The sequence below is a fragment of the Pseudomonas songnenensis genome (assembly GCF_003696315.1).
GTDB classification, from domain to species: domain Bacteria; phylum Pseudomonadota; class Gammaproteobacteria; order Pseudomonadales; family Pseudomonadaceae; genus Stutzerimonas; species Stutzerimonas songnenensis.
This window is the reverse complement of sequence record NZ_RFFN01000001.1, coordinates 197,962-217,791: the sequence shown is the minus strand read 5'-3', so window position 1 is coordinate 217,791 and position 19,830 is coordinate 197,962. Positions and strand designations below refer to the sequence as shown.

At 66.8% G+C, this 19,830-nt stretch carries 17 protein-coding genes; 6 read left to right on the top strand and 11 right to left on the bottom strand.

The window, feature by feature from the left end; genetic code table 11:
- Nucleotides 1-42: 42 nt before the first annotated feature.
- Nucleotides 43-1,776: a DUF4153 domain-containing protein gene (locus EA798_RS01030; RefSeq protein ID WP_122097760.1), complete on the bottom strand. Its 1,734-nt coding sequence runs from the start codon at nt 1,774-1,776 to the stop codon at nt 43-45.
- Nucleotides 1,777-1,873: 97 nt separating this feature from the next.
- The gene (locus EA798_RS01025) at nt 1,874-2,992 is read right to left on the bottom strand and encodes an NAD(P)/FAD-dependent oxidoreductase (protein WP_122097759.1); all 1,119 of its coding nucleotides are present in this window, start codon (nt 2,990-2,992) and stop codon (nt 1,874-1,876) included.
- A 99-nt stretch (nt 2,993-3,091) separates the two neighbouring features.
- On the opposite strand from EA798_RS01025, the gene EA798_RS01020 reads away from it, so the two are divergent.
- The gene (locus EA798_RS01020; RefSeq protein ID WP_122097758.1) at nt 3,092-3,547 is read left to right on the top strand and encodes a metallophosphoesterase family protein; all 456 of its coding nucleotides are present in this window, start codon (nt 3,092-3,094) and stop codon (nt 3,545-3,547) included.
- Here EA798_RS01020 and EA798_RS01015 read toward each other — a convergent pair.
- Nucleotides 3,540-4,187, bottom strand: coding sequence for a YitT family protein (locus EA798_RS01015; RefSeq protein WP_122097757.1), 648 nt, complete (start codon nt 4,185-4,187; stop codon nt 3,540-3,542). The two genes, EA798_RS01020 and EA798_RS01015, sit on opposite strands and share 8 nt — an antisense overlap.
- Nucleotides 4,188-4,274: 87 nt before the next feature.
- The gene (locus EA798_RS01010; protein ID WP_122097756.1) at nt 4,275-4,793 is read right to left on the bottom strand and encodes a dihydrofolate reductase; all 519 of its coding nucleotides are present in this window, start codon (nt 4,791-4,793) and stop codon (nt 4,275-4,277) included.
- 148 nt (nt 4,794-4,941) lie between these two features.
- On the opposite strand from EA798_RS01010, the gene EA798_RS01005 reads away from it, so the two are divergent.
- From EA798_RS01005 to EA798_RS00995, 3 genes are all read left to right on the top strand, one after another.
- The gene (locus EA798_RS01005) at nt 4,942-6,057 is read left to right on the top strand and encodes a glycerophosphodiester phosphodiesterase (RefSeq protein ID WP_122097755.1); all 1,116 of its coding nucleotides are present in this window, start codon (nt 4,942-4,944) and stop codon (nt 6,055-6,057) included.
- Nucleotides 6,058-6,149: 92 nt separating this feature from the next.
- A complete protein-coding gene (locus tag EA798_RS01000; protein ID WP_122097754.1) occupies nt 6,150-7,544 on the top strand; it encodes a DUF2868 domain-containing protein in 1,395 nt (464 codons plus the stop codon).
- The gene (locus EA798_RS00995; RefSeq protein ID WP_106157244.1) at nt 7,537-8,910 is read left to right on the top strand and encodes a DUF3482 domain-containing protein; all 1,374 of its coding nucleotides are present in this window, start codon (nt 7,537-7,539) and stop codon (nt 8,908-8,910) included. The genes EA798_RS01000 and EA798_RS00995 overlap by 8 nt, the downstream gene beginning before the upstream one ends.
- A gap of 29 nt (nt 8,911-8,939) precedes the next feature.
- Here the strand turns inward: EA798_RS00995 and EA798_RS00990 are convergent, their stop codons facing one another.
- Nucleotides 8,940-9,851 carry a DMT family transporter gene (locus EA798_RS00990; protein WP_122097753.1) on the bottom strand — a complete coding sequence of 304 codons (912 nt, stop codon included), beginning with the start codon at nt 9,849-9,851 and terminating at the stop codon, nt 8,940-8,942.
- 90 nt (nt 9,852-9,941) lie between these two features.
- On the opposite strand from EA798_RS00990, the gene EA798_RS00985 reads away from it, so the two are divergent.
- Nucleotides 9,942-10,856 carry a LysR family transcriptional regulator gene (locus EA798_RS00985; RefSeq protein WP_122097752.1) on the top strand — a complete coding sequence of 305 codons (915 nt, stop codon included), beginning with the start codon at nt 9,942-9,944 and terminating at the stop codon, nt 10,854-10,856.
- A gap of 55 nt (nt 10,857-10,911) precedes the next feature.
- Here EA798_RS00985 and phoU read toward each other — a convergent pair whose 3' ends face one another.
- The 5 genes from phoU to EA798_RS00960 all read right to left on the bottom strand — a co-directional run bounded on the left by phoU (nt 10,912) and on the right by EA798_RS00960 (nt 17,907).
- Nucleotides 10,912-11,640, bottom strand: a complete 729-nt coding sequence (phoU, locus tag EA798_RS00980; protein WP_015275235.1) for a phosphate signaling complex protein PhoU — start codon at nt 11,638-11,640, stop codon at nt 10,912-10,914.
- Between the two features lie 185 nt (nt 11,641-11,825).
- Entirely contained in the window at nt 11,826-12,653 is an 828-nt protein-coding gene (gene pstB, locus EA798_RS00975) for a phosphate ABC transporter ATP-binding protein PstB (protein WP_102823989.1), read from the bottom strand.
- 101 nt (nt 12,654-12,754) lie between these two features.
- Nucleotides 12,755-14,371 (bottom strand): phosphate ABC transporter permease PstA, encoded by a 1,617-nt coding sequence (pstA, locus tag EA798_RS00970; protein ID WP_165362471.1) that lies wholly within the window; start codon nt 14,369-14,371, stop codon nt 12,755-12,757.
- An 81-nt stretch (nt 14,372-14,452) separates the two neighbouring features.
- Nucleotides 14,453-16,729, bottom strand: coding sequence for an ABC transporter permease subunit (locus EA798_RS00965; protein WP_122097751.1), 2,277 nt, complete (start codon nt 16,727-16,729; stop codon nt 14,453-14,455).
- 209 nt (nt 16,730-16,938) lie between these two features.
- Entirely contained in the window at nt 16,939-17,907 is a 969-nt protein-coding gene (locus tag EA798_RS00960) for a PstS family phosphate ABC transporter substrate-binding protein (protein WP_015275231.1), read from the bottom strand.
- Nucleotides 17,908-18,131: 224 nt separating this feature from the next.
- On the opposite strand from EA798_RS00960, the gene EA798_RS00955 reads away from it, so the two are divergent.
- Nucleotides 18,132-18,533 carry an acyl-CoA thioesterase gene (locus tag EA798_RS00955; RefSeq protein WP_003303235.1) on the top strand — a complete coding sequence of 134 codons (402 nt, stop codon included), beginning with the start codon at nt 18,132-18,134 and terminating at the stop codon, nt 18,531-18,533.
- A 9-nt stretch (nt 18,534-18,542) separates the two neighbouring features.
- On the opposite strand, the gene EA798_RS00950 is transcribed toward EA798_RS00955, so the two are convergent.
- Nucleotides 18,543-19,757, bottom strand: a complete 1,215-nt coding sequence (locus EA798_RS00950) for a GGDEF domain-containing protein (protein WP_122097750.1) — start codon at nt 19,755-19,757, stop codon at nt 18,543-18,545.
- Nucleotides 19,758-19,830: the final 73 nt, after the last annotated feature.

Genomic DNA, 19,830 nt, shown 5'->3' with positions numbered 1-19,830 from the left:
CAACAGAAAAGCCCGACCTTGTGTCGGGCTTTTTCATGGGTGCTATTCGGTAATCGCCGGCTCCAGCCGTATGCCGTCGATCTCCAACGCATTGAAACGCGGCGCCACCACCCGCCAGGCACCGCGCTCGACCTGCTCCTTGAGCGTCTCGCCGTCTAGGGTCTGCTCGTCGGCGCTGCGAAGGTGGCCGATCCAGCGCCAGCTGCCGTTCGCCTCACGCCCCAGCACCGTCACGATCCGCGGCCGCGCACCGCGCAGCAGCAGCACCTCGGGCTGGCTGTCGTCATCCAGATCGACGGCAAACAGGGCGCAGTCCCCGTCACAGCCCTGGGTCGCCATGGCCTGGGCCAGCGCGCCACCGGCATCCCCGAGAGGCTCGCCGATCCATGGCACGGGAGCGGTGTTGGCCATGTCGTGCGCGTGTCGCCAGTTCCAGTAGTTGTCCGCGCCGTCCAGTCGTTGCAGGTCCGCCTGCAGTTGCTCCCGTCGCGCATCAGCGAGGCCCGGTTGGCTCAGGCGCTGGCGCAGTTTTTCGAGATGGTCGCGACCGGGTTGCCCCAGCTGAAAGCGCAGTGCGCCGAGATCGGTGCGTTCTGCCGGCACCTGCTCGTCGAGCAGGCGCTGGTACTGGTTGGCTGCGCTGAGCTGCAACGGGCTCAACGGTGGCAGATGCATGAGCAGCAACAGCGCCACTGAAACCAGCGCCAGCAGCGGGTTGCTCCGGCGCAAGCCCGCCAACCAGCCATCCCGCCGTTGCAGCACCGCTGCCATCAGCGCCAGCGCATGCAGCAGGGCAACCAGCGTCGCACCGACCGCCACCACCCGATCAGGCGTGAGTCCGTACTGACCGATCCGCAGCCACAGTGCGTAAACCGCAAGACCAGCCAGAAGCGGCAGGCACAGGGAGCTGGCGTCGACCAGCACGCGCAGCGCACGCGGGTAATGCACCGCCTGCCGGCCATCCTGAATGACGCCGTTGAGCAGGGCGACATGGGCGAACACCATGGCCAGCAGGATCGGCGTCGCGTGGCGCGTTTCCCACAACGGCTGCAGGCCGGTGAACGGCAGGCAGACCACGAAAATCAGCAGGATCAGCACCGTCAGCGGCAGCAGGAAGCGACACATCGCCTGCAGCACGTTGCGCAGCGCATCGACCACCTGGCCACGCTCGAGACCGATCCACAGTCCGATGGCGACGACTGTCGCGCTGGCCACCCAGATAAAGCCGGACGACTCGAACAGCGTTGCGAAAATCCTGATGCCGACCAGCTTGAACAGGCCGGCCCAGAGCCAGATCAGCAGCCAGAACGCCGCCAGCATCAGCAGCGCCATGAACAGCAGCAGGCCGTTGTTGATGGCATGCCGGTATAGCGCGGCGTAGTCGACACGCCAGCGATGATCGATATCCCGCGCCTGGATGAAGGGTGTCAGCACATAGGCCAGGACAAGGTTGCTCCAGAGCAACAGGGTGCCGACGGGTTCACCCAGGTAATACCAGCGCGGCTGCTCGAACTGCAGCGCGAGACCGCCCGCCAGCACGGCCGGCAGCGCGGCAGCGGCAAGCACCAGGCGCCAGCGTCCGGCCTCGCACAGCCCGCCCCAGAGCAGCTGCACCTGCCAGCCGCCTATCACCGTGAAGGCCAGCAGCGCCGAACACAGAATCCGCCAGCCAGCAGCGTGCGGCCAGGCCTCGCTGGCCGCCCAGAGCGCCAACCCCTGCAGCAATCCGACCGCCAGATAGACTTTCAGCGGGCGGGCTTCGCCTGTCAGTTCCATGCACGTTCCTTTTGCCGGTGATGCGCCGTCCGATCGCGGCGGGTTGCAGTGTGCGGCCCGTCCGCACGGGCCGCAACGCGAGCGCGACAGCCCGTGATCAGGTCGCCAATGCCGTGGGCTCGAGCTGCCCAAGGACGTGTTCGGCAATCGCCAGGCAGGCAGTCAGGCCCGGCGACTCGATGCCGAACAGGTTCACCAGCCCGGCGATGCCGTGCTGCGCCGGGCCATCGATGCGAAAGTCCGCGGCCGCCTCGGCGGGGCCGCTGATCTTCGGGCGGATGCCGGCGTAGGCCGGTTGCAACGAAGCGTCCGGCAACGCCGGCCAATAACGGCGGATCGCGGCGTAGAAGCCCTCGGCCCGTTCCGGCTCGATGCGATAGTCGAGCGCCTCGACCCACTGCACGTCCGGGCCGAAACGCGCCTGGCCGGCCAGATCCAGGGTCAGGTGCACGCCGAGGCCGCCGGGCTCGGGCAGCGGATAGACCAGATGGCGAAACGGCGTGCGCCCGCTCAGGCTGAAGTAGCTGCCCTTGGCGAAGAACTGCCACGGCCGTGCGGCCGGGTCCAACCCGGCGGTGCCCGCGGCGAGGATGGGCGCACCATGCCCGGCGCAATTCACCACTGCGCGGGCCAGCAGCTGCAGCGGGTCGGCGCCGCCCACCTCGACCTGCAAGCCTGCGCTGCCAACCGTGATCGCCGTTACCGGCGCGTTCAGTGCCAGCACCGCGCCGTGGCGCTCGGCATCGCCCAGCAGTGCCAGCATCAGCGCGTGGCTGTCGATGATGCCGGTGCTTGGCGAGAGCAGCCCTGCCACCGCATGTAGCTGCGGTTCCAGCGCCAGCACCTCGTGGCCATCCAGACGCTGCAGATCGTCGACCCCATTGACCTGCGCGTGCCGCTGCAATTGCTCCAGCGCAGCGATCTGGGCCTCGTCGGTGGCGACGATCAGCTTGCCACAGCGGCGATAGGCCACGCCGTGGCTGTCGCAGAAATCGTAGAGCTGGCGACGCCCGGCCACGCACAGCCGGCCCTTGAGCGAGCCCTGCGGGTAGTAGATGCCGGCGTGGATGACTTCGCTGTTGCGCGCGCTGGTGGCGCTGCCAAAGGCCGCCTCGGCTTCCAGTATCAGCACCTCGCGGCCGGCCAGCGCCAGCGCACGTGCCACCGCCAGCCCGACCACTCCCGCACCCACCACCACGCAATCCACCCGATCCATGCCAGACTCCTCGACCCGAACAGCCCAAGCCTGCCGCAACCACAGCGGTCGGCCAAGGGGTCGGCTGACCTAGCGAAGACTTTTCAAGGGAACACCGGCATGCGCATCGGCCTGATCTCCGACACCCACGGCCTGCTCCGCCCCGAGGCAGTAGCGGCACTGCAGGGTTGCGCGCAGATCATCCACGCCGGCGATATCGGCAAACCGCAGGTGCTCGACGGGCTGCGCGTCATCGCGCCGCTGGAGGCGATCCGCGGCAATATCGATACGGCCGACTGGGCGCAGGTGCTGCCCGAACGCCTCGACCTGCGCATCGAGGGTCTAACCCTGCACGTGCTGCACGACCTCAAGCAGCTGGATATCGACCCGCTTGCCGCCGGCGTCGACGTGGTGATCGCCGGCCACTCGCACAAACCGAAGGTCGAGCGGCGCGATGGCGTGCTCTACGTGAACCCGGGCAGCGCCGGTCCGCGACGCTTCAGCCTGCCGATCAGCCTGGCGCTGCTGGAGCTGAACGACGGCCAGGCGCAGGTCGAGCTGATCAGCCTCAGCTGACGCCCATGTAGCGATCGGCGCGGTGATTGATCGCCAGCACCAGATTCAGCGCCACGGCGCCGAGCACCGACAGCAACACCTTGTCCACCGGTACGACGAACACCGCGGCCATGACGATCAGCGCGTCGATGCCCATCTGGAAGGTACCGGCACGTAGCCCGAAGCGCTCCTGCAGAAACAGCGCCAAGATGTTCACCCCGCCAAGACTGGCGCGATGGCGGAACAGGATCAGCAGGCCGACGCCGATGGCAAAACCGCCGAACACCGCCGCGTAGACCACGTTCAGCTCGGCAAAGCGCATCCACTGCGGCGTCAGTTCGGCAAACAGCGAGACAAGGCCCACCGCGCAGACGGTGCGCAGGGTGAACGGCCAGCCCATGCGCCAGATCGCCAGCGCGTAGAACGGCAGGTTGAGCAGGAAGAACACCGGGCCAAACGACCAGCCGGCCAGGTACTTGAGCAGAAAGGCCAGTCCAACGGTGCCGCCGGTGAGCAGCCCGGCGTGGCTGTAGAAGGCAATGCCAAGGGCGACCAGCGCGGTGCCGGTGAGCAGCGCCAGGCCATCCTCCCACAGCGGATGGCGAACGAAGATCGCGGCAACGCGCTCGGCTTCCGGGGCGTCGGATTTGTCAGGTTGCATGAGAGTTCTCGTTACGACAGCGACGGGCCAGCATAGAAGCTGCGGCCCGTTAAGGATTTGGCGCCGATCAAGCGAAGCGGGTGCCGGTCAGCTATGTTTTTGCCAGGTCTCGAAACGATACGCTGGCGCCTCGCCCTCCGCCGCATGTGGCTGACTGTCAACGCACTGCCACTCAGCCTCGTCGAAGGCTGGAAAGAACGCATCGCCTTCGGGAGCAGCATCGATTCGCGTGAGGTACAGCCGCTGCGCCTGCCCCAACGCCTGGGCGTACAGCTGCGCACCGCCGATCAGCATCAGCTCGTCGACGCCCTGCTCACGCGCCCACTGCTCGGCACGCACCAGCGCGGCGTCCAGATCAGTGAAGGTTTCCGCCCCTTCGAGCTGCAGATCCGCCTGGCGACTGACCACCAGGTTGAGACGCCCCGGCAGCGGGCGGCCCAGCGAGTCCCAGGTCTTGCGGCCCATGATGATCGGCTTGCCGAGGGTCATGGCCTTGAAATGCTTGAGATCGGCTGGCAGGTGCCAGGGCATGCGGTTGTCGAGGCCGATCACGCGGTTCTGCGCGAGCGCGGCGATCATGGCGAGGGGAAGGCGGGTCTGATTCATGGCGGCGAGAATAGCAGAGCGATGCAGCTTGCCGAAGCGTCAGCCGTTCGTCGGCTTCATCGCTTTGCAATACAGGCGGCAACGCAGCGTCAACGTCCGGTCATGCAAGTGGCGCAGGCTGTGACATCCAAACCGAGGAGATGCCGAAATGGCCCGCAAGACCACCGCTTCCCTTCGCCGCTGGCTGACCGCCTGCACCCTGTTGCTACCGCTCGCCGGCTTCGCTGCGCCGGATGAACACGCCGCGAAACACCAGGCTGCGCGGGGCGAGCCGACGCCGCTGGTGATCGCTCACCGCGGCGCCAGCGGCTACCTGCCGGAGCACACCCTGGCTGCCTATGCACTGGCCGTTTTCCAGGGCGCCGACTACATCGAGCCGGATCTGGTGATGACCCGTGACGGCCAGATCGTCGCCCGCCACGACAACGAGCTGGGCCTGACCACCGACGTCGCCCAGCGCCCCGAGTTTGCCGATCGCAAGCGCACCCAGCAGGTCGATGGCGTCACCCTCACCGGCTGGTTCAGCGAAGATTTCACCCTCGCCGAGCTGAAGACCCTGCGCGCCATCGAGCGCATCCCGGATATCCGCCCGGGCAACGCACGCGTCGACGGCAGCCTGGAGATTCCGACCCTGCAGGAGATCATCGACCTGGTGAAAACCCTGCAGCTCAGTCAGGGCCGGCGCATCGGTCTGTACCCGGAAACCAAGCATCCGACGCACTTCCAGCAGCTCGGCCTGGCCATGGAGAAGCCGCTGGTGCGCATCCTCACCCGCAACGGCTACGTCGGGCGCCAGGCGCCGGTGTATATCCAGTCGTTCGAAGTGGACAACCTCAAGACCCTCAGCCGCCTGACCCAGCTGCGCCTGGTGCAGCTGTTCAGCTCTGGCCAGCCATATGACCAGCAGGTACGCGGCAGCAAGCTGACCTACGCGCAGATGGCCACGCCGGCCGGGCTCAAGGACATCTCCCGCTACGCCGCCGGCGTCGGCCCGGAGAAGAGCTACATCATTCCGCGTGACGGCAACGGCAACCTTGGCACGCCGACCGGCTTCGTCGCCGCCGCCCACGCCGCGGGGCTCAAGGTCCACCCGTACACTTTCCGCGCGGAGAACGCCTTCCTCCCGGCCAGCCTGCGCAGCAGCGACAAGCGCCACGAACGCGGCGACAGCGAAGCGGAGATCCGCGCCTTCCTCGATGCCGGCATCGATGGCCTGTTCATCGACCAGCCGGATATCGCCGTGCGCCTGCGCAACGCCGACTGACGGCCACAGCGGGGAGCCGCAACGGCTCCCCGTTTCCCCGTTCCGCGCGGCAGCGGTTATCCTCAGGGCTCGACCCGCCAGCGAGAAGCCGCGTGACCGTCCGCCCCTCTCCCGATCTCACTCCGCTCGACCGAATCTGGCTGACCGAAGCCGTGCGCCTGCGCGAAGAGCATGCCGGGCCGCTGGAGGATGACGAGGCCAACCGCCAGGCCCGTACCCAGGGCGGCGATCTGCCGGCGCTGATCGAGCGCCGCGCGCTCTGGCTGGCGCACCGTGACGGGCTCATCGAGGCGCTCCGGCACTGGCGTCAGGGCGCCCGCCTGGGTGCGTTCGTGCTGATCCTGCTGGCGCTCTTCACCGGTGCCGGTCTCGCCTTCGCCGCGCTGGGCGACGGGCAGCGACCGGTCAACGTGTTCTGGGCGCTGGGCAGCCTGCTCGGGCTGAACCTGCTGACCCTGCTCGGCTGGCTGCTCGGCCTGCTGCTGACCGGTGACAGCAGCGGCGCGCTGGGGCGACTGTGGCTCTGGCTGAGCGAAAAGCTCGCCCGTGATGCCCGCGCCGCGCAGCTCGCCCCAGCCCTGCTGAGCGTGCTGCATCAGCGCCGACTCGGCCGCTGGTTGCTGGGAACAGGCGTGCACGCCCTATGGCTGCTGGCGATGGCCAGCGCCCTGCTCACCCTCCTCGCCCTGCTGGCGACCCGCCGCTACGGCTTCGTCTGGGAAACCACCATCCTCGGCGAGAACGCCTTCGTCGGCCTGACCCAGGCCCTCGGCGCGCTGCCGGCCCTGCTCGGCTTCAGCGTGCCGGATGTCGAGCAGATCCGCGCCAGCGGCGCACTCACCGGCGATCTGGACGGCGCCCGGCAACGCTGGGCCGGCTGGCTGGTCGGCGTGCTGCTGGTCTACGGCCTGCTGCCGCGACTGCTGCTGGCGAGCCTCTGCCTGTGGCGCTGGCGGCGTGGGCGGGCTGCGCTGACCCTCGATCTGAACCTGCCGGCCTACCGCCTGCTGCGCGAACGCCTGCAGCCACCCAGCGAGCGCCTCGGCATCCGTGATGCGGCGCCCGCCCAACTGCACGCACCGACTGCCGGCGCTCAGCTCGATGGCAGCGCTGGCGCCGTGCTGGTGGCCATCGAGCTGGACGGCAGCCGCCCCTGGCCGCCGGCTCTGTCCAAGGGTATCGCCGATGCCGGCATCCTCGACGACCGCGAGGGGCGCCGACGGCTGCTCGATCAACTGACCCGCTTTCCGCCGGCACGCCTGGCCGTCGCCTGTGATCCGCGACGCTCACCCGACCGCGGCACGCTGGCGCTGATCGGCGAGCTGTCGCGCTGCGCGGCGGCGACCCGCGTCTGGCTGCTGCAGGCACCACCGGGCGAGGCGCTGGACAGCGCGCGCCTGGAAGACTGGCATCAGGCGCTGGATACCCTGGGGCTGGCGCATTCGAGCGGCGCCCCGCTGCGCTGGCTGAAGACAGGCCATGACTGAAGCGCTGAAACTGGCCGTGGTCGGCCATACCAATGTCGGCAAGACCTCGCTGCTGCGCACCCTGACCCGTGACGCAGGCTTCGGTGAGGTCTCGCACCGGCCGAGCACCACCCGCCACGTCGAGGGTGCGCGGCTGTCGGTGGACGGCGAGCCGCTGCTGGAGCTCTACGACACCCCGGGCCTGGAAGATGCCATCGCCCTGCTCGACTACCTCGAACGGCTGGAGCGTCCCGGTGAGCGCCTCGACGGCCCGGCACGCACCGCGCGCTTTCTCGACGGCAGCGAGGCACGCCAGCGCTTCGAGCAGGAAGCCAAGGTGCTGCGTCAGCTGCTGGCCAGCGACGCCGGGCTCTACGTGATCGACGCCCGTGAGCCGGTGCTGGCCAAGTACAAGGACGAGCTGGCGGTGCTCGCCGGCTGCGGCAAGCCGCTATTGCCGGTGCTCAACTTCGTCGCCCAGCCGGGGCACCGCGACGAGGAATGGCGTCAGGCCCTGGCCCGCCTCGGCCTGCATGCACTGGTGCGCTTCGACAGCGTGGCGCCACCCGTGGATGGTGAGCGCCGGCTGTACGAAAGCCTGGCGCTGCTGCTGGAACAGGCGCGCCCCAAGCTGCAGCGACTGATCGAGGACCATGAAGCCCAGGCTGCCGCACGCCTGGCCAGCGGCCAGCGACTGATCGCCGAACTGCTGGTGGATGTCGCCGCCTGCCGACGCAGCGTGGCCGCACAGCCGGAACTGGAGCGCGGCGCCATTCGTGAATTGCACGATGCCGTGCGCCGCCGCGAGCAGCGCTGCGTCGAGGCGCTGCTGCGCCTGTATGCCTTTCGCCAGGACGATGCAGCGGCCAGTGATCTGCCGCTGCTCGACGGGCGCTGGGGCGACGACCTGTTCAACCCCGAAACCCTCAAGCAGCTGGGCGTGAAGATCGGCGGCGGCATGGCCGCAGGTGCCGCGGCCGGTGCCGGGGTCGACCTGATGGTCGGCGGCATCACCCTCGGCGCCGCGGCGCTGCTCGGCGCCATTGCCGGCGGCGGCGCGCAGACCGCGCGGCACTATGGCAATCGCCTGCTCGGCAAGCTCAAGGGGCAGCGCGAGCTGAGCGTCGACGACGCCGTACTGCGCCTGCTAGCCCTGCGCCAGCGTCAACTGCTGGCCGTGCTCGCGACTCGGGGGCATGCCGCCACCGAGGCGATCCGCCTGGCCACGCCGCAGGATCAGGGCTGGCGCGAGGGCAAGCTGCCCGAAGCCCTGCAACGCTGTCGCGCGCATCCCGAGTGGTCCTCGCTCAACCCCGGCGCCCGCCTGCAGGACGGCGAGCGCCAGGCGACGCTGGACGAGCTGCAGGCCGAACTGCGCCAGAGCTGACCGGCCTGCCGCTTCACCGTGACTGCACGCTAGGCACGGGCCGGCGCCCCACCGCCGGCGGTGCTCGGCGCCGGCTGGCGGCCGATGCCCAGGGTGCACAGCGTTGCCAGCATGATCAGCAACCCGCCCGCCCAGCCCATCGGCCCCAGCCGCTCACCCAGCCAGACACCAGCGATGATCGCGCCGAACAGCGGTTCGGAGCCCATCAGCAGCGACACCCGCGTTGCGCTGCTGCGCCCCAGCGCGCGGTTCTGCGCGAACATGGCGAACAGCGTGGCGAACAGCACCAGATACAGCGTGCCGAACCAGAAGCCCGGCTCCACCGGCAGCGCCGGCAGCCCGCCCGGCAGCGACACGCCGAGCAGGATGCAGCCCGCCGCGACGACTCCACTCTGCACCGCGGTCAGCGCCAGTGCCGGGATTTCCCGGCCGGCCGTCAATCGCCGGGTCAGGCAGACCAGCACCGCGCGCAGCAAGGCGGCAGCGAGCATCAGCGCATCGCCGAGATTGAGCGACAGCTGCGGCCCGCCGGTCAGCAGCCAGACGCCCGCCAGCGACAACGCGCAGGCGAGGAACAGCGTGTTGTGCGGCCGCTGGCGCAGCAGCAACCATTCCATGAACGGTGTAATCACCACGCACAGGCTGATCAGAAACGCCGCATTGCTGGCACTGGTCAGCATCACGCCCCAGGTCTCGCAAAGAAAGATCGCCAGCATCACCAGCCCCAGCGGCAGGCCGGGGCGCAGCGCCCGGCGACCGGCGCCACGCAGTTGCGGCAGCAGCAGGACAAAGGTCAGGCCGAAGCGGATCGCCAGAAAACCCAGCACCGGATAGAACAGCAGCGCCTGCTTGGCCACCGCATAGCTGCTGCCCCAGATCAGCGCCACCGTCAGCAGCATGCCATCGGCCAGCCACAGCCCCTGTTTCAACGTACCTTTCATGTTCGAGCCCCGCACCAACGATCAGGCGCTGATTGTCGGGCCTGTCGCCGCGGTCGATAATCCAGCGAAACAGCACAGGACCTGTTCCGCATGGGAACGAATGACAGCGCAGCCCTGCTGCCCTACATGGCCGTGTTCGTACGGGTGGTCGAGGCCGGCAGCTTCTCCGGCGCCGCGCGCCTGCTGGGCAGCACACCGTCGGCGGTGAGCCGCCAGGTGGCACGGCTGGAGCAGACCCTGGCGCTGCGCCTGCTGGAACGCACCACACGCCAGCTGCGGCTGAACGAGGCCGGGGCGGAGTTCTACCAGCATTGCCGGGACATGCTCGATGCGGCCGATGCCGCCGTCGCCATCGGCGAGCGGCTGATGCGCAGCCCGCGCGGGCTGGTGCGCCTGAGCGTGCCGAAGGCCTATGGCAAGTTCGTTGTCGGACCGTTGATGCCGGCCTTTCTCCAGCGCTACCCCGAGGTCGATGTGCAGCTGCGGATCAGCGACCAGAGCCCGGACCTGATCGAGGACGGTTTCGACCTGCTGGTGCAGGTCACCGACAACCCACCCGAAGGCCTGGCCGGCAAACCGCTCGGGCCGGTGCGCCAGCTGCTCTGCGCCAGCCCCGACTACCTGCAGCGCCACGGCGAGCCGCAACATCCGCAGGACCTGCTGCGCCACAGCTGTCTGTATCTGGGGGAAACGGCGGGAGACAATCGCTGGCACCTGCGCCGCAGCGAGCAACAGGAAACGGTGACGGTGCGCGGTCGCTACATCAGCAACCACAGCGAGGCCCGGTTACTGGTGGCGCTGGCAGGCCTGGGCATCACCTGCCTGCCGCATTTCACCGCTGCCCAGGCGCTGGCCGACGGGCAGCTGCGCGAAGTGCTGCCGCAGTGGCGCTACACCGGCTCCTACCAGGGCGCGGCCTGGCTGCTGTGGCGACAGAATCACCACCTGCCGCCGAAGACACGGGCGCTGATCGACTACCTGAGCGAGGCGCTGATAGCCAGCTGAGCGCAACGCGCATCCGCAGACAGCGGGCTGGCGCCCACCGCTACCGGCGCGCCTGTCAGCGCTCCTTGGTGCCTTCCACTTCCTCGGCCATGCGCGCCAGGCCGAGGTGGCGCACGTCGGTGCCGCGCACCAGGTAGATCACCAGTTCGGCGATGTTGCGCGCGTGGTCGCCGATGCGTTCCAGCGAGCGCAACGCCCAGATCACGCTGAGCACGCGGGAGATCGAGCGCGGGTCTTCCATCATGTAGGTGACCAGCTCGCGCAGGGCGGTCTTGTACTCGCGATCGACGGTCTTGTCGTACTGCGCCACCGACAGCGCAAGGTCCGCATCGAAGCGGGCGAAGGCGTCGAGCGCTTCCTGCACCATTTTGCGTACCTGGTCGCCGATGTGGCGCACCTCGACATAGCCCTTGGGCGACTCGCCTTCCTCGCACAGCTGGATGGCGCGGCGGGCGATCTTGGTCGCCTCGTCACCGATGCGCTCGAGGTCGATCACCGACTTGGAAATGCTGATGATCAAACGCAGGTCGGAGGCCGCTGGCTGACGGCGGGCGAGAATGCGCACGCACTCCTCGTCGATGTTGCGCTCCATCTGGTTGATCTGGTCGTCCACCTCGCGCACCTGCTGGGCGAGGCCCGAATCGGCCTGGATCAGCGCGGTGACCGCGTCGTTGACCTGCTTCTCCACCAGACCGCCCATGGCCAGCAGGTGGCTGCGCACCTCCTCCAGCTCGGCGTTGAACTGCTGGGAAATGTGTTGGGTGTGGCTGTCTTTGCTGATCATTGCTCTCGCTCCGAGGAGACTGCCGCTAAGCGGCTCTGGTGCGCAGCGCACCCAGGTAGATTGAATCCCACGCAAGCCCGTGTGGGCTTTGGCAGAGTGTGTCAGGCAAGGAGGCGGAACGCAGACAGTACGATTTGTACGGCAAGTTCCGCCGACGCCGCCTGGCGCGCTCTGACATGGCCAGACTAGCCGTAGCGGCCGGTGATGTAGTCTTCGGTCTGCTTCTTGGCCGGGTTGGTGAACAGCGTATCGGTGTCGCCGTACTCGATCAGTTTGCCCATGTACATGAACGCCGTGTAGTCGGACACCCGCGCGGCCTGCTGCATGTTGTGGGTGACGATGACGATGGTGTACTTGGCCTTGAGCTCGTAGATCAACTCTTCGACCTTCAGCGAGGAGATCGGGTCGAGGGCCGAGCTTGGTTCGTCGAGCAGCAGCACTTCCGGCTGCACGGCGATGGTGCGGGCGATCACCAGGCGCTGCTGCTGACCACCGGAGAGGCCGAGGGCAGACTCGTGCAGACGATCCTTGACCTCCTCCCACAGTGCCGCGCCCTTGAGCGCCCACTCGACGGTTTCGTCGAGCACGCGCTTCTGCTTGATGCCCTGGATGCGCAGGCCGTAGACCACGTTCTCGTAGATGCTCTTGGGGAACGGGTTGGGCTTCTGGAACACCATGCCGACGCGGCGGCGCAGGTCGGCCACGTCCTCGCCCTTGCGGTAGATGTTGGTGCCGTCGAGGTTGATCGCGCCTTCGATGCGGCAGCCGTCGACCAGATCGTTCATCCGGTTGAAGCAGCGCAGCAGGGTCGACTTGCCACAGCCGGACGGACCGATGAAGGCGGTCACGCGCTGGCGCGGGATGTTCATGCTGACGTTGAACAACGCCTGCTTCTGGCCGTAGTACAGGCTCAGATCCGGCACTTCGATGGCCACCGGCTCTTTGGCCAGGTTCAGGCTGCGCTTGTCACGACCGAGGGCCGAGATATCGATGGAATGCGTGTTGGTTTGCATGTGTTCGCTCCGTTCGCAGCTGCCAGCTGCAAGCTACAGGCTGCAAGTCCAGGCCAGCGCCTCGTTCTCCCGAGGCCGCTGGCTTGAACTCGCCGCTTCAATTAGTGATCCAGCGCCTTGTACTTCTCGCGCAGGTGGTTGCGAATGTAGATCGCGCTGAAGTTGAGCGTGGCGATCACCAGTACCAGCAGCAGTGCGGTGGCATAGACCAGCGGCCGCGCCGCTTCGACGTTGGGGCTCTGGAAGCCGACGTCGTAGATGTGGAAGCCCAGGTGCATGATCTTCTGATCCAGATGCAGGTAAGGGTAGTTGCCGTTGAGCGGCAGGTTCGGTGCCAGCTTGACCACACCGACCAGCATCAGCGGCGCCACTTCACCGGCGGCACGCGCCACGGCGAGGATCAGGCCGGTCATCATCGCCGGGCTGGCCATCGGCAGCACCACCTTCCACAGCGTCTCGGATTTGGTCGCACCAAGGGCCAGCGAGCCTTCGCGGATCATCCGCGGGATGCGCGCCAGGCCTTCCTCGGTGGCGACGATCACCACCGGCAGGGTGAGGATGGCCAGGGTCAGCGAGGCCCACATCAGGCCCGGCGTGCCGAACACCGGTGCCGGCGCCGCTTCCGGGTAGAACAGGCGGTCCAGCGAGCCGCCCAGCACGTAGACGAAGAAGCCCAGACCGAACACGCCGTAGACGATCGACGGCACACCGGCGAGGTTGTTCACCGCGATGCGGATGATGCGGGTCAGCAGGCCCTGCTTGGCGTACTCGCGCAGGTAGACCGCGGCGATCACACCGAACGGGGTGACGATCACCGCCATGATCAGGGTCATCAGCACGGTGCCGAAGATCGCCGGGAACACGCCGCCTTCGGTGTTCGCCTCACGCGGCTCGTCGCTGACGAACTCCCACAGCTTGGCGAAGTAGAACATCAGCTTCTGCGGCGTCGACATGGCATTGGGCTGGAACGCCCGCACCACCTTGCCGAGGGTGATCTCCTGCTCGCGGCCGTCGGCGGTGCGCACGGTGATGCTGTCGCGGTTGAACTGCTGCTGCAGGGCGATCAGCTTGTCTTCCAGCACCCGGTACTCGGCGTCCCACTGGGCGCGCTCGGCATCCAGATCGGCCTGGGCGACAGCGTCCAGGCGATCGTCCAGCTCCAGCTTGCGGGTCTTCAGACGCAGGCGTTCGAGGCCGTGGTTGATACGCCCGATCTCCACCTTCTCGATACGCGCGATCTGCGCATGCAGTTCGTCGACCCGATCGATGCGGCGCTGCAGCTCGCCCCAGGCGGCATCGCCCTCGGCGACCAGCTGGCCGGCTTCCTTGACGTTGAGCAGATAGCCGTAGAAGTTGCCCCACTCGCGACGCTCCAGCACCACCAGCTCGGCCGGCTTGCGCTGGTTGCTCAGCCACTCACCGACTACCCAGGAGAAGTCGGCGCCGTACACCTCGCGGTTGCCGACCTTGAGCAGCTCGCGGGTCATGAACTCGCCGCCCTCGACATTCACCGGCAGTCCGCTGGCAGCCAGACGTGCACGGGGCACTTCCTCGGCCTGCACCACCTCACCGGCCAGCACGCGCATCTCGGCGCCCGGCATGCTGTAGTCGGCGACGATCACGTCGGCCGGCCAGAAGTGCGCCAGACCACGCACGGCGATGATCGCCAGCAGCCCCAGGGTCATGATCACGGCGATGGACACCGCACCGGCGTTCATCCAGATCCAGGGTGTGCCGCTCTTGACCCAGCTGTTCAACGAATCCTTTTTCACGGATCGATACCTTTTGCGAAATCTGGTTTACAGGCTGGCGTACTTGCCACGCAGACGCTGACGAATCAGCTCGGCGAGGGTGTTCATCACGAAGGTGAACATCAGCAGCACCATCGCGGCGAGGAACAGCACACGGTAATGGGTACCGCCGACTTCGGATTCGGGCATCTCCACCGCGACGTTGGCGGCCAGGGTGCGCATGCCTTCGAAGATGTTGGCTTCCATGATCGGCGTGTTGCCGGTGGCCATCAGCACGATCATCGTCTCGCCCACCGCGCGACCCATGCCGATCATCAGCGCCGAGAAGATGCCCGGGCTGGCGGTCAGCAGCACCACGCGGGTCAGCGTCTGCCAGGGCGTCGCGCCCAGGGCCAGCGAGCCCAGCGTCAGGCTGCGCGGCACGCTGAACACGGCGTCCTCGGCGATCGAATAGATGGTCGGGATCACCGCGAAGCCCATTGCCAGGCCGATCACCAGGGCGTTGCGCTGGTCGAACGGAATGCCCATGTCATTGGACAGCCACAGGCGCATGTCACCGCCGAAGAACCAGTTCTCCAGGTGCCCGCTGATCTCCAGCGAGCCGAAGCCGACCAGCAGGATCACCGGGATCAGCAGCACGGCTTCCCAGCCATCCGGCACGGCAAGGCGCACGCTCTGCGGCAGGCGGCTCCAGGTCCAGGCGGCAAACAGGATGCCCACCGGCATCAACAGCAGCAGGGCGAAGATGCCAGGCAGGTGGTTCTCCAGGAACGGCGCGAGGAACAGGCCGGCGAAGAAACCGAGAATCACCGTTGGCAGCGCTTCCATCAGCTCGATGACCGGCTTGACCTTGCTGCGCAGCCTGGGCGCCATGAAGTAGGCGGTGTAGAACGCCGCACAGATCGCCAGCGGTGCCGCCAGCAGCATCGCGTAGAAGGCGGCCTTGAGCGTGCCGAACGCCAGCGGCGCAAGGCTCAGCTTGGGTTCGAAATCACTGTTGGCCGACGTCGACTGCCAGACGTAATCCGGCTCCGGGTAGCTCTCGTACCAGACCTTGCCCCACAGCGCGCTCCAGGAGATCTCCGGGTGCGGGTTGTCGATGACGAAACGCTGCAGGCCCTGCTGCGACTCCACCAGCAGACGGGTAGCGCGAGGCGACATGGCGGCCAGGGCGGTGCCTTCGGCGACCTGCTCCTTGACCAGCGTGCGATGGGCGGTGCTGTGGAATACGCCTAGGTTGCCGCTGTCATCCAGCGCGAGGAAGCCTTTGCGGCGCTCTTCCGGGAGGATCTGGCGGATCGGGCTGCTGCCCAGCTTGAAGTTGCGCACGTTCTTCAGTTCGGCCTGGCCATCGGCCGCGCGCACCATGAACCATTGGCCGATGGTGCCCCTGGAGTCGCCGACCATCAGCGAGATGCCGCCCAGCAACGGGCTGACGCTGGTGATCTCGCTGCCATCGCCGACCAGCTTGTAGCGGCCGTTGAGCTGCTTGCGGCGCAGGTCGAAGACATCCGCGCTGGCCTTGCCACTGATCGCGTAGAGCCACATATGCCGCGGGTCGATCAGCAGCTGGCGAATCGGCTCGGCCATCTGCGGCAGGTTGAGGCGCTCCTGCTCGAGGGTCACCTCGCCGGTCAGCAGGTTCTCGCTGCTGGCGATGCGCTGGGCATGCAGAGTGGTGCCCGTGGCGCCGGCAACCAGCAGCGTCTTGCCGTTCATGCTGATGGCCGCACGGTCAATGGCGCGACCTTCCGGATCGAGCTGCAACGGCTCTTCGCCGAACGGGTAGGCCAGCTCCGGCGTGATGGTCTTCTGGTTGTTCGGATAGGTGAGCTTGTAGTTGTGCTCGACCACCAGCGCCTGGCCATTATCCAGGCCCAGCACCAGTCGACGCGTACCGGGCGTGTCCTGGCCCACCGAGACGATGCGGCTGCCTTCGGGCAGCGGCAGCGCCTTGCTCGACAGCAGTGCACCGTCGCGCAAGCCGAAGAAGCGCGCCTGACCGTCACTGCCCAGGCGCATGGCGACCTGGTTCTGCTCCTCGATGGTCAGCAGCAGCGGCTCGCCGGCATCAGCCAGCCAGGCCGGCTGCTGGACCGCGCGGCTTTCCAGTTCGGCGCCCTGGAACATCGGCAGCACGACCTGCGCCAGATAGAAAAAGATCAGGGTGATGGCACCCAGCACCGCCAGGCCGCCGATGGATACGTACCAGCGCGCCAGGTGGTCTTTCAGCGCGCGGATGCGACGCTTGCGCTGCAGCGCCGGCGTGTTGAAGTCCAGCCGTTGCACATCGGAATTCGCGCTCATGGTCTCGATATCGTTCATGCGAGGGTCCTGGCCACTCAGGCCGTTTAAACCGCCGCGCCGCGTTGGCGCGAGCCTCTTCCGGGCCTGGTGGCCGGTTCGGCGCCTAATTTACTGCAGCCGTGTGACAGAAAAATTACATAGAGGTGACACGACGACGCCCGCCAACGCGTAAGCGTGGCGGGCGTCTGCTCAGCTCGCGATAACTATCGCAAGGCGGGCATCTGCGCTCAGTTGAGACCCAGATCCGTCATGGTCTTGTCGACCACCTTCTTCGGCAGCGGGATGTAGCCGTCCTTGACCACCACTTCCTGGCCCTGCTTGGAAAGCACCAGCTTCAGGAACTCGGCATCGATCGGGCTCAGCGGCTTGTTCGGCGCCTTGTTGACGTAGACGTAGAAGAAGCGCGCCAGCGGGAACTTGCCGGCCAGAGCATTCTCTTCGCTCGCCTCGAAGGCTTCGCCGCCCTTGGACAGCGGTACGGCACGGACGCTGGAGGTCTTGTAGCCGATGCCGGAGTAACCGATGGCGTTCAGGGTGCTGGAGATCGACTGCACCACCGAAGCGGAACCCGGCTGCTCGTTGACGTTGGACTTGAAGTCGCCTTTACACAGGGCTTCTTCCTTGAAGTAGCCGTAGGTACCGGATACCGAGTTACGACCGAACAGCTGGATCGGCTTGTTGGACCATTCGCCGGTCATGCCCAGATCACCCCAGGTCTTGATGTCCTTCTCGCCACCGCACAGGCGGGTGCTGGAGAAGATGGCGTCGACCTGTTCGATATCCAGCGACTTGATCGGGTTGTCCTTGTGCACGAACACCGCCAGGGCGTCGATGGCCACCGGAACGGCCGTCGGCTTGTAGCCATACTTTTCTTCGAAGGCCTGGATCTCGTTGTCCTTCATGGGGCGGCTCATCGGGCCCATGTTGGAGGTGCCTTCGGTCAGAGCGGGCGGCGCAGTGGAGGAACCGGCAGCCTGGATCTGAATGTTGACGTTCGGATAGCTGCGCTTGAACTCTTCGGCCCACAGGGTCATCAGGTTGGCCAGGGAGTCGGAGCCAACGCTGGACAGGTTGCCGGATACACCGGAGGTCTTCTGGTAGCTCGGCAGGGCCGGGTCTACAGCAGCGACCGCGCTTGCAGCGCCAACGCCAGCGGCTACAAAGGTCAGGGCCGCCATCAAACGATTCAGTTTCATACCTTGCTCCTAGCAGGTGTGTGCTCGAGTGTGTTGGAACGGGGGCCAGTATCTGCAGGCCGTGTGAACACTCTATGAAGCAAGTGTGACAATCTGATTACGGAGCGGCGCATTGACCGGCCGCGGTCGCTGTGCGACTGCACAGCCGCTATACTCGGCGCCGTCGCCCGCGCTAGTACGGGCATTTCGCGCCAAAACAACAATCGCGCCGCGAGTCAGACCGAATGAAAGAGTACGAACAGGAAGATCCGATTCCGCAGGGCGACCTGGCCCTGCAGCTCACCGCATTGCCGCGCGAAACCAACGGTTTCGGCGATATCTACGGCGGTTGGCTGGTGTCGCAGATGGATCTGGCCGGCACCGCAATGGCCAGCCGCGTGGCAGCCGGGCGGGTCGCGACGGTTTCCATCGATCGCATGGCGTTCATGGTTCCGGTGGCGGTCGGCGCGCAGCTGTCCTTCTATACCCAGACGCTGGAGGTCGGGCGCAGCTCGATCCGCATGCTGGTGGAAGTCTGGAGCGACGATCCGCTGTCCAGCGAATGGCGCAAGGTCACCGAAGCGGTGTTCGTCTTCGTCGCCATCGATGGCAGCGGCCGCACCCGCTCGGTACCACCGCGCCGCTGACGCGAGCGGCTAGCGATCCGGCAGGTCCGAACGCGGCTGCGCCGCCGCCACCGCGAAGCGATTCTTGCCGCTGGTCTTGGCCTGGTACAACGCGGTATCGGCGCAATGGTAGAGCTGCTCGGGCTGCTGCCCTTGCTGCAACGTGGCGATACCGATGCTGACCCCCACCCGCGCGATGGCGTCCTGCGGGTGCCTGATGTCGAGCGCAGCCAATGCGCTGATCAGCTGTCGCGCAATACGCTGGGCCGCGGCATTGTCGCAGTTGTACAGCAGCAGCGCGAACTCCTCGCCGCCCACCCGCGCGGCCTGATCCAGCGGTCGCCGCGCATAGCCGGCCAGCAGTTCACCAAAGGTGCGGATCAAGGCATCACCGGCCGGATGACCGAACTTGTCGTTGTAGGCCTTGAAGTCATCCAGATCGAGCAACAGCAGGCTTAGCGGCCGGCGGTCCCGGCGCGCCTGGGCGACCCGCTGACGCAGCGCCAGGTCATGGCTGCGCCGATTGGCCAGACCGCTCAGGGCATCGTGCTCGGCGACCCAGCCCAGCAGCTTGCGCATCAGAAACTGTTCCCGCTGCGAATACTCGTGCACGTAGCGACTGATGGCACCGATGATCAGCAGCAGTACGTAGTAGCTGACCGCGATCCAGTGCTCCGGCATCCGCTCGGCCGGAAGGATCAGACTGGCCATGAACACATCGGCCAGCACGATCAGTACCGCGCACAGCAACGCCCACCAGAAGGTCACGCCAAGAAAGAAGAATGAGCTGACGATCAGCAGGCCCGCGCCGTAGCGGAAGTTCAGCTCGGTTTGAAGCGCTTCGAAACGGATGTCGATCAGTGCAGCGAGAATGCCGACCGACACCAGCAATACCGGAAAAACCCGGTTGGCCTGCGCGCGAAACCTGCGGCTGTAGAATGTCAGCACCAGCACGGCGACGCCTGGAAGAATCTGCAGGCCCCGCAACAGGGTCAGCGTCGTCAGCCAACCCGTGCCGCCCAGATCGAACAGCCGCAGCTCGCAGTACAGATAGCCGGAGACGACGAGAATCAGCAGCAGCGCGGCAAGGCGCTGCGAGGCCCGGGCGTGCCGGTCCAGGTAATGCCGAAACTCCCGCTCCAGCGCCGGCTTGAAGCACAGCAACCGAAAGCCGGCATGCAGTTGCCGGCCATAGGGCGTATCGCGCAAGCCCTCGGTGGAGGAGTAGTCGGTGGTATGTGGCATCGGTGGCCCGTCGTTTCAGCGATCAAAATGATATCACCAGGCCACTACTGAATTGACGACAGTCCGACCGGCG

Coding starts and splice junctions, on each gene's coding strand:
- EA798_RS00965 (WP_122097751.1), bottom strand. CDS start 16,729: ATGAACGATATCGAGACCATGAGCGCGAATTCCGATGTGCAACGGCTG.
- EA798_RS01015 (WP_122097757.1), bottom strand. CDS start 4,187: ATGCAACCTGACAAATCCGACGCCCCGGAAGCCGAGCGCGTTGCCGCG.
- pstA (WP_165362471.1), bottom strand. CDS start 14,371: ATGAACGCCGGTGCGGTGTCCATCGCCGTGATCATGACCCTGGGGCTG.
- EA798_RS00990 (WP_122097753.1), bottom strand. CDS start 9,851: ATGAAAGGTACGTTGAAACAGGGGCTGTGGCTGGCCGATGGCATGCTG.
- EA798_RS01005 (WP_122097755.1), top strand. CDS start 4,942: ATGGCCCGCAAGACCACCGCTTCCCTTCGCCGCTGGCTGACCGCCTGC.
- EA798_RS01030 (WP_122097760.1), bottom strand. CDS start 1,776: ATGGAACTGACAGGCGAAGCCCGCCCGCTGAAAGTCTATCTGGCGGTC.
- EA798_RS01020 (WP_122097758.1), top strand. CDS start 3,092: ATGCGCATCGGCCTGATCTCCGACACCCACGGCCTGCTCCGCCCCGAG.
- EA798_RS01010 (WP_122097756.1), bottom strand. CDS start 4,793: ATGAATCAGACCCGCCTTCCCCTCGCCATGATCGCCGCGCTCGCGCAG.
- EA798_RS01025 (WP_122097759.1), bottom strand. CDS start 2,992: ATGGATCGGGTGGATTGCGTGGTGGTGGGTGCGGGAGTGGTCGGGCTG.
- pstB (WP_102823989.1), bottom strand. CDS start 12,653: ATGCAAACCAACACGCATTCCATCGATATCTCGGCCCTCGGTCGTGAC.
- EA798_RS00995 (WP_106157244.1), top strand. CDS start 7,537: ATGACTGAAGCGCTGAAACTGGCCGTGGTCGGCCATACCAATGTCGGC.
- EA798_RS00960 (WP_015275231.1), bottom strand. CDS start 17,907: ATGAAACTGAATCGTTTGATGGCGGCCCTGACCTTTGTAGCCGCTGGC.
- phoU (WP_015275235.1), bottom strand. CDS start 11,640: ATGATCAGCAAAGACAGCCACACCCAACACATTTCCCAGCAGTTCAAC.
- EA798_RS00950 (WP_122097750.1), bottom strand. CDS start 19,757: ATGCCACATACCACCGACTACTCCTCCACCGAGGGCTTGCGCGATACG.
- EA798_RS00955 (WP_003303235.1), top strand. CDS start 18,132: ATGAAAGAGTACGAACAGGAAGATCCGATTCCGCAGGGCGACCTGGCC.
- EA798_RS00985 (WP_122097752.1), top strand. CDS start 9,942: ATGGGAACGAATGACAGCGCAGCCCTGCTGCCCTACATGGCCGTGTTC.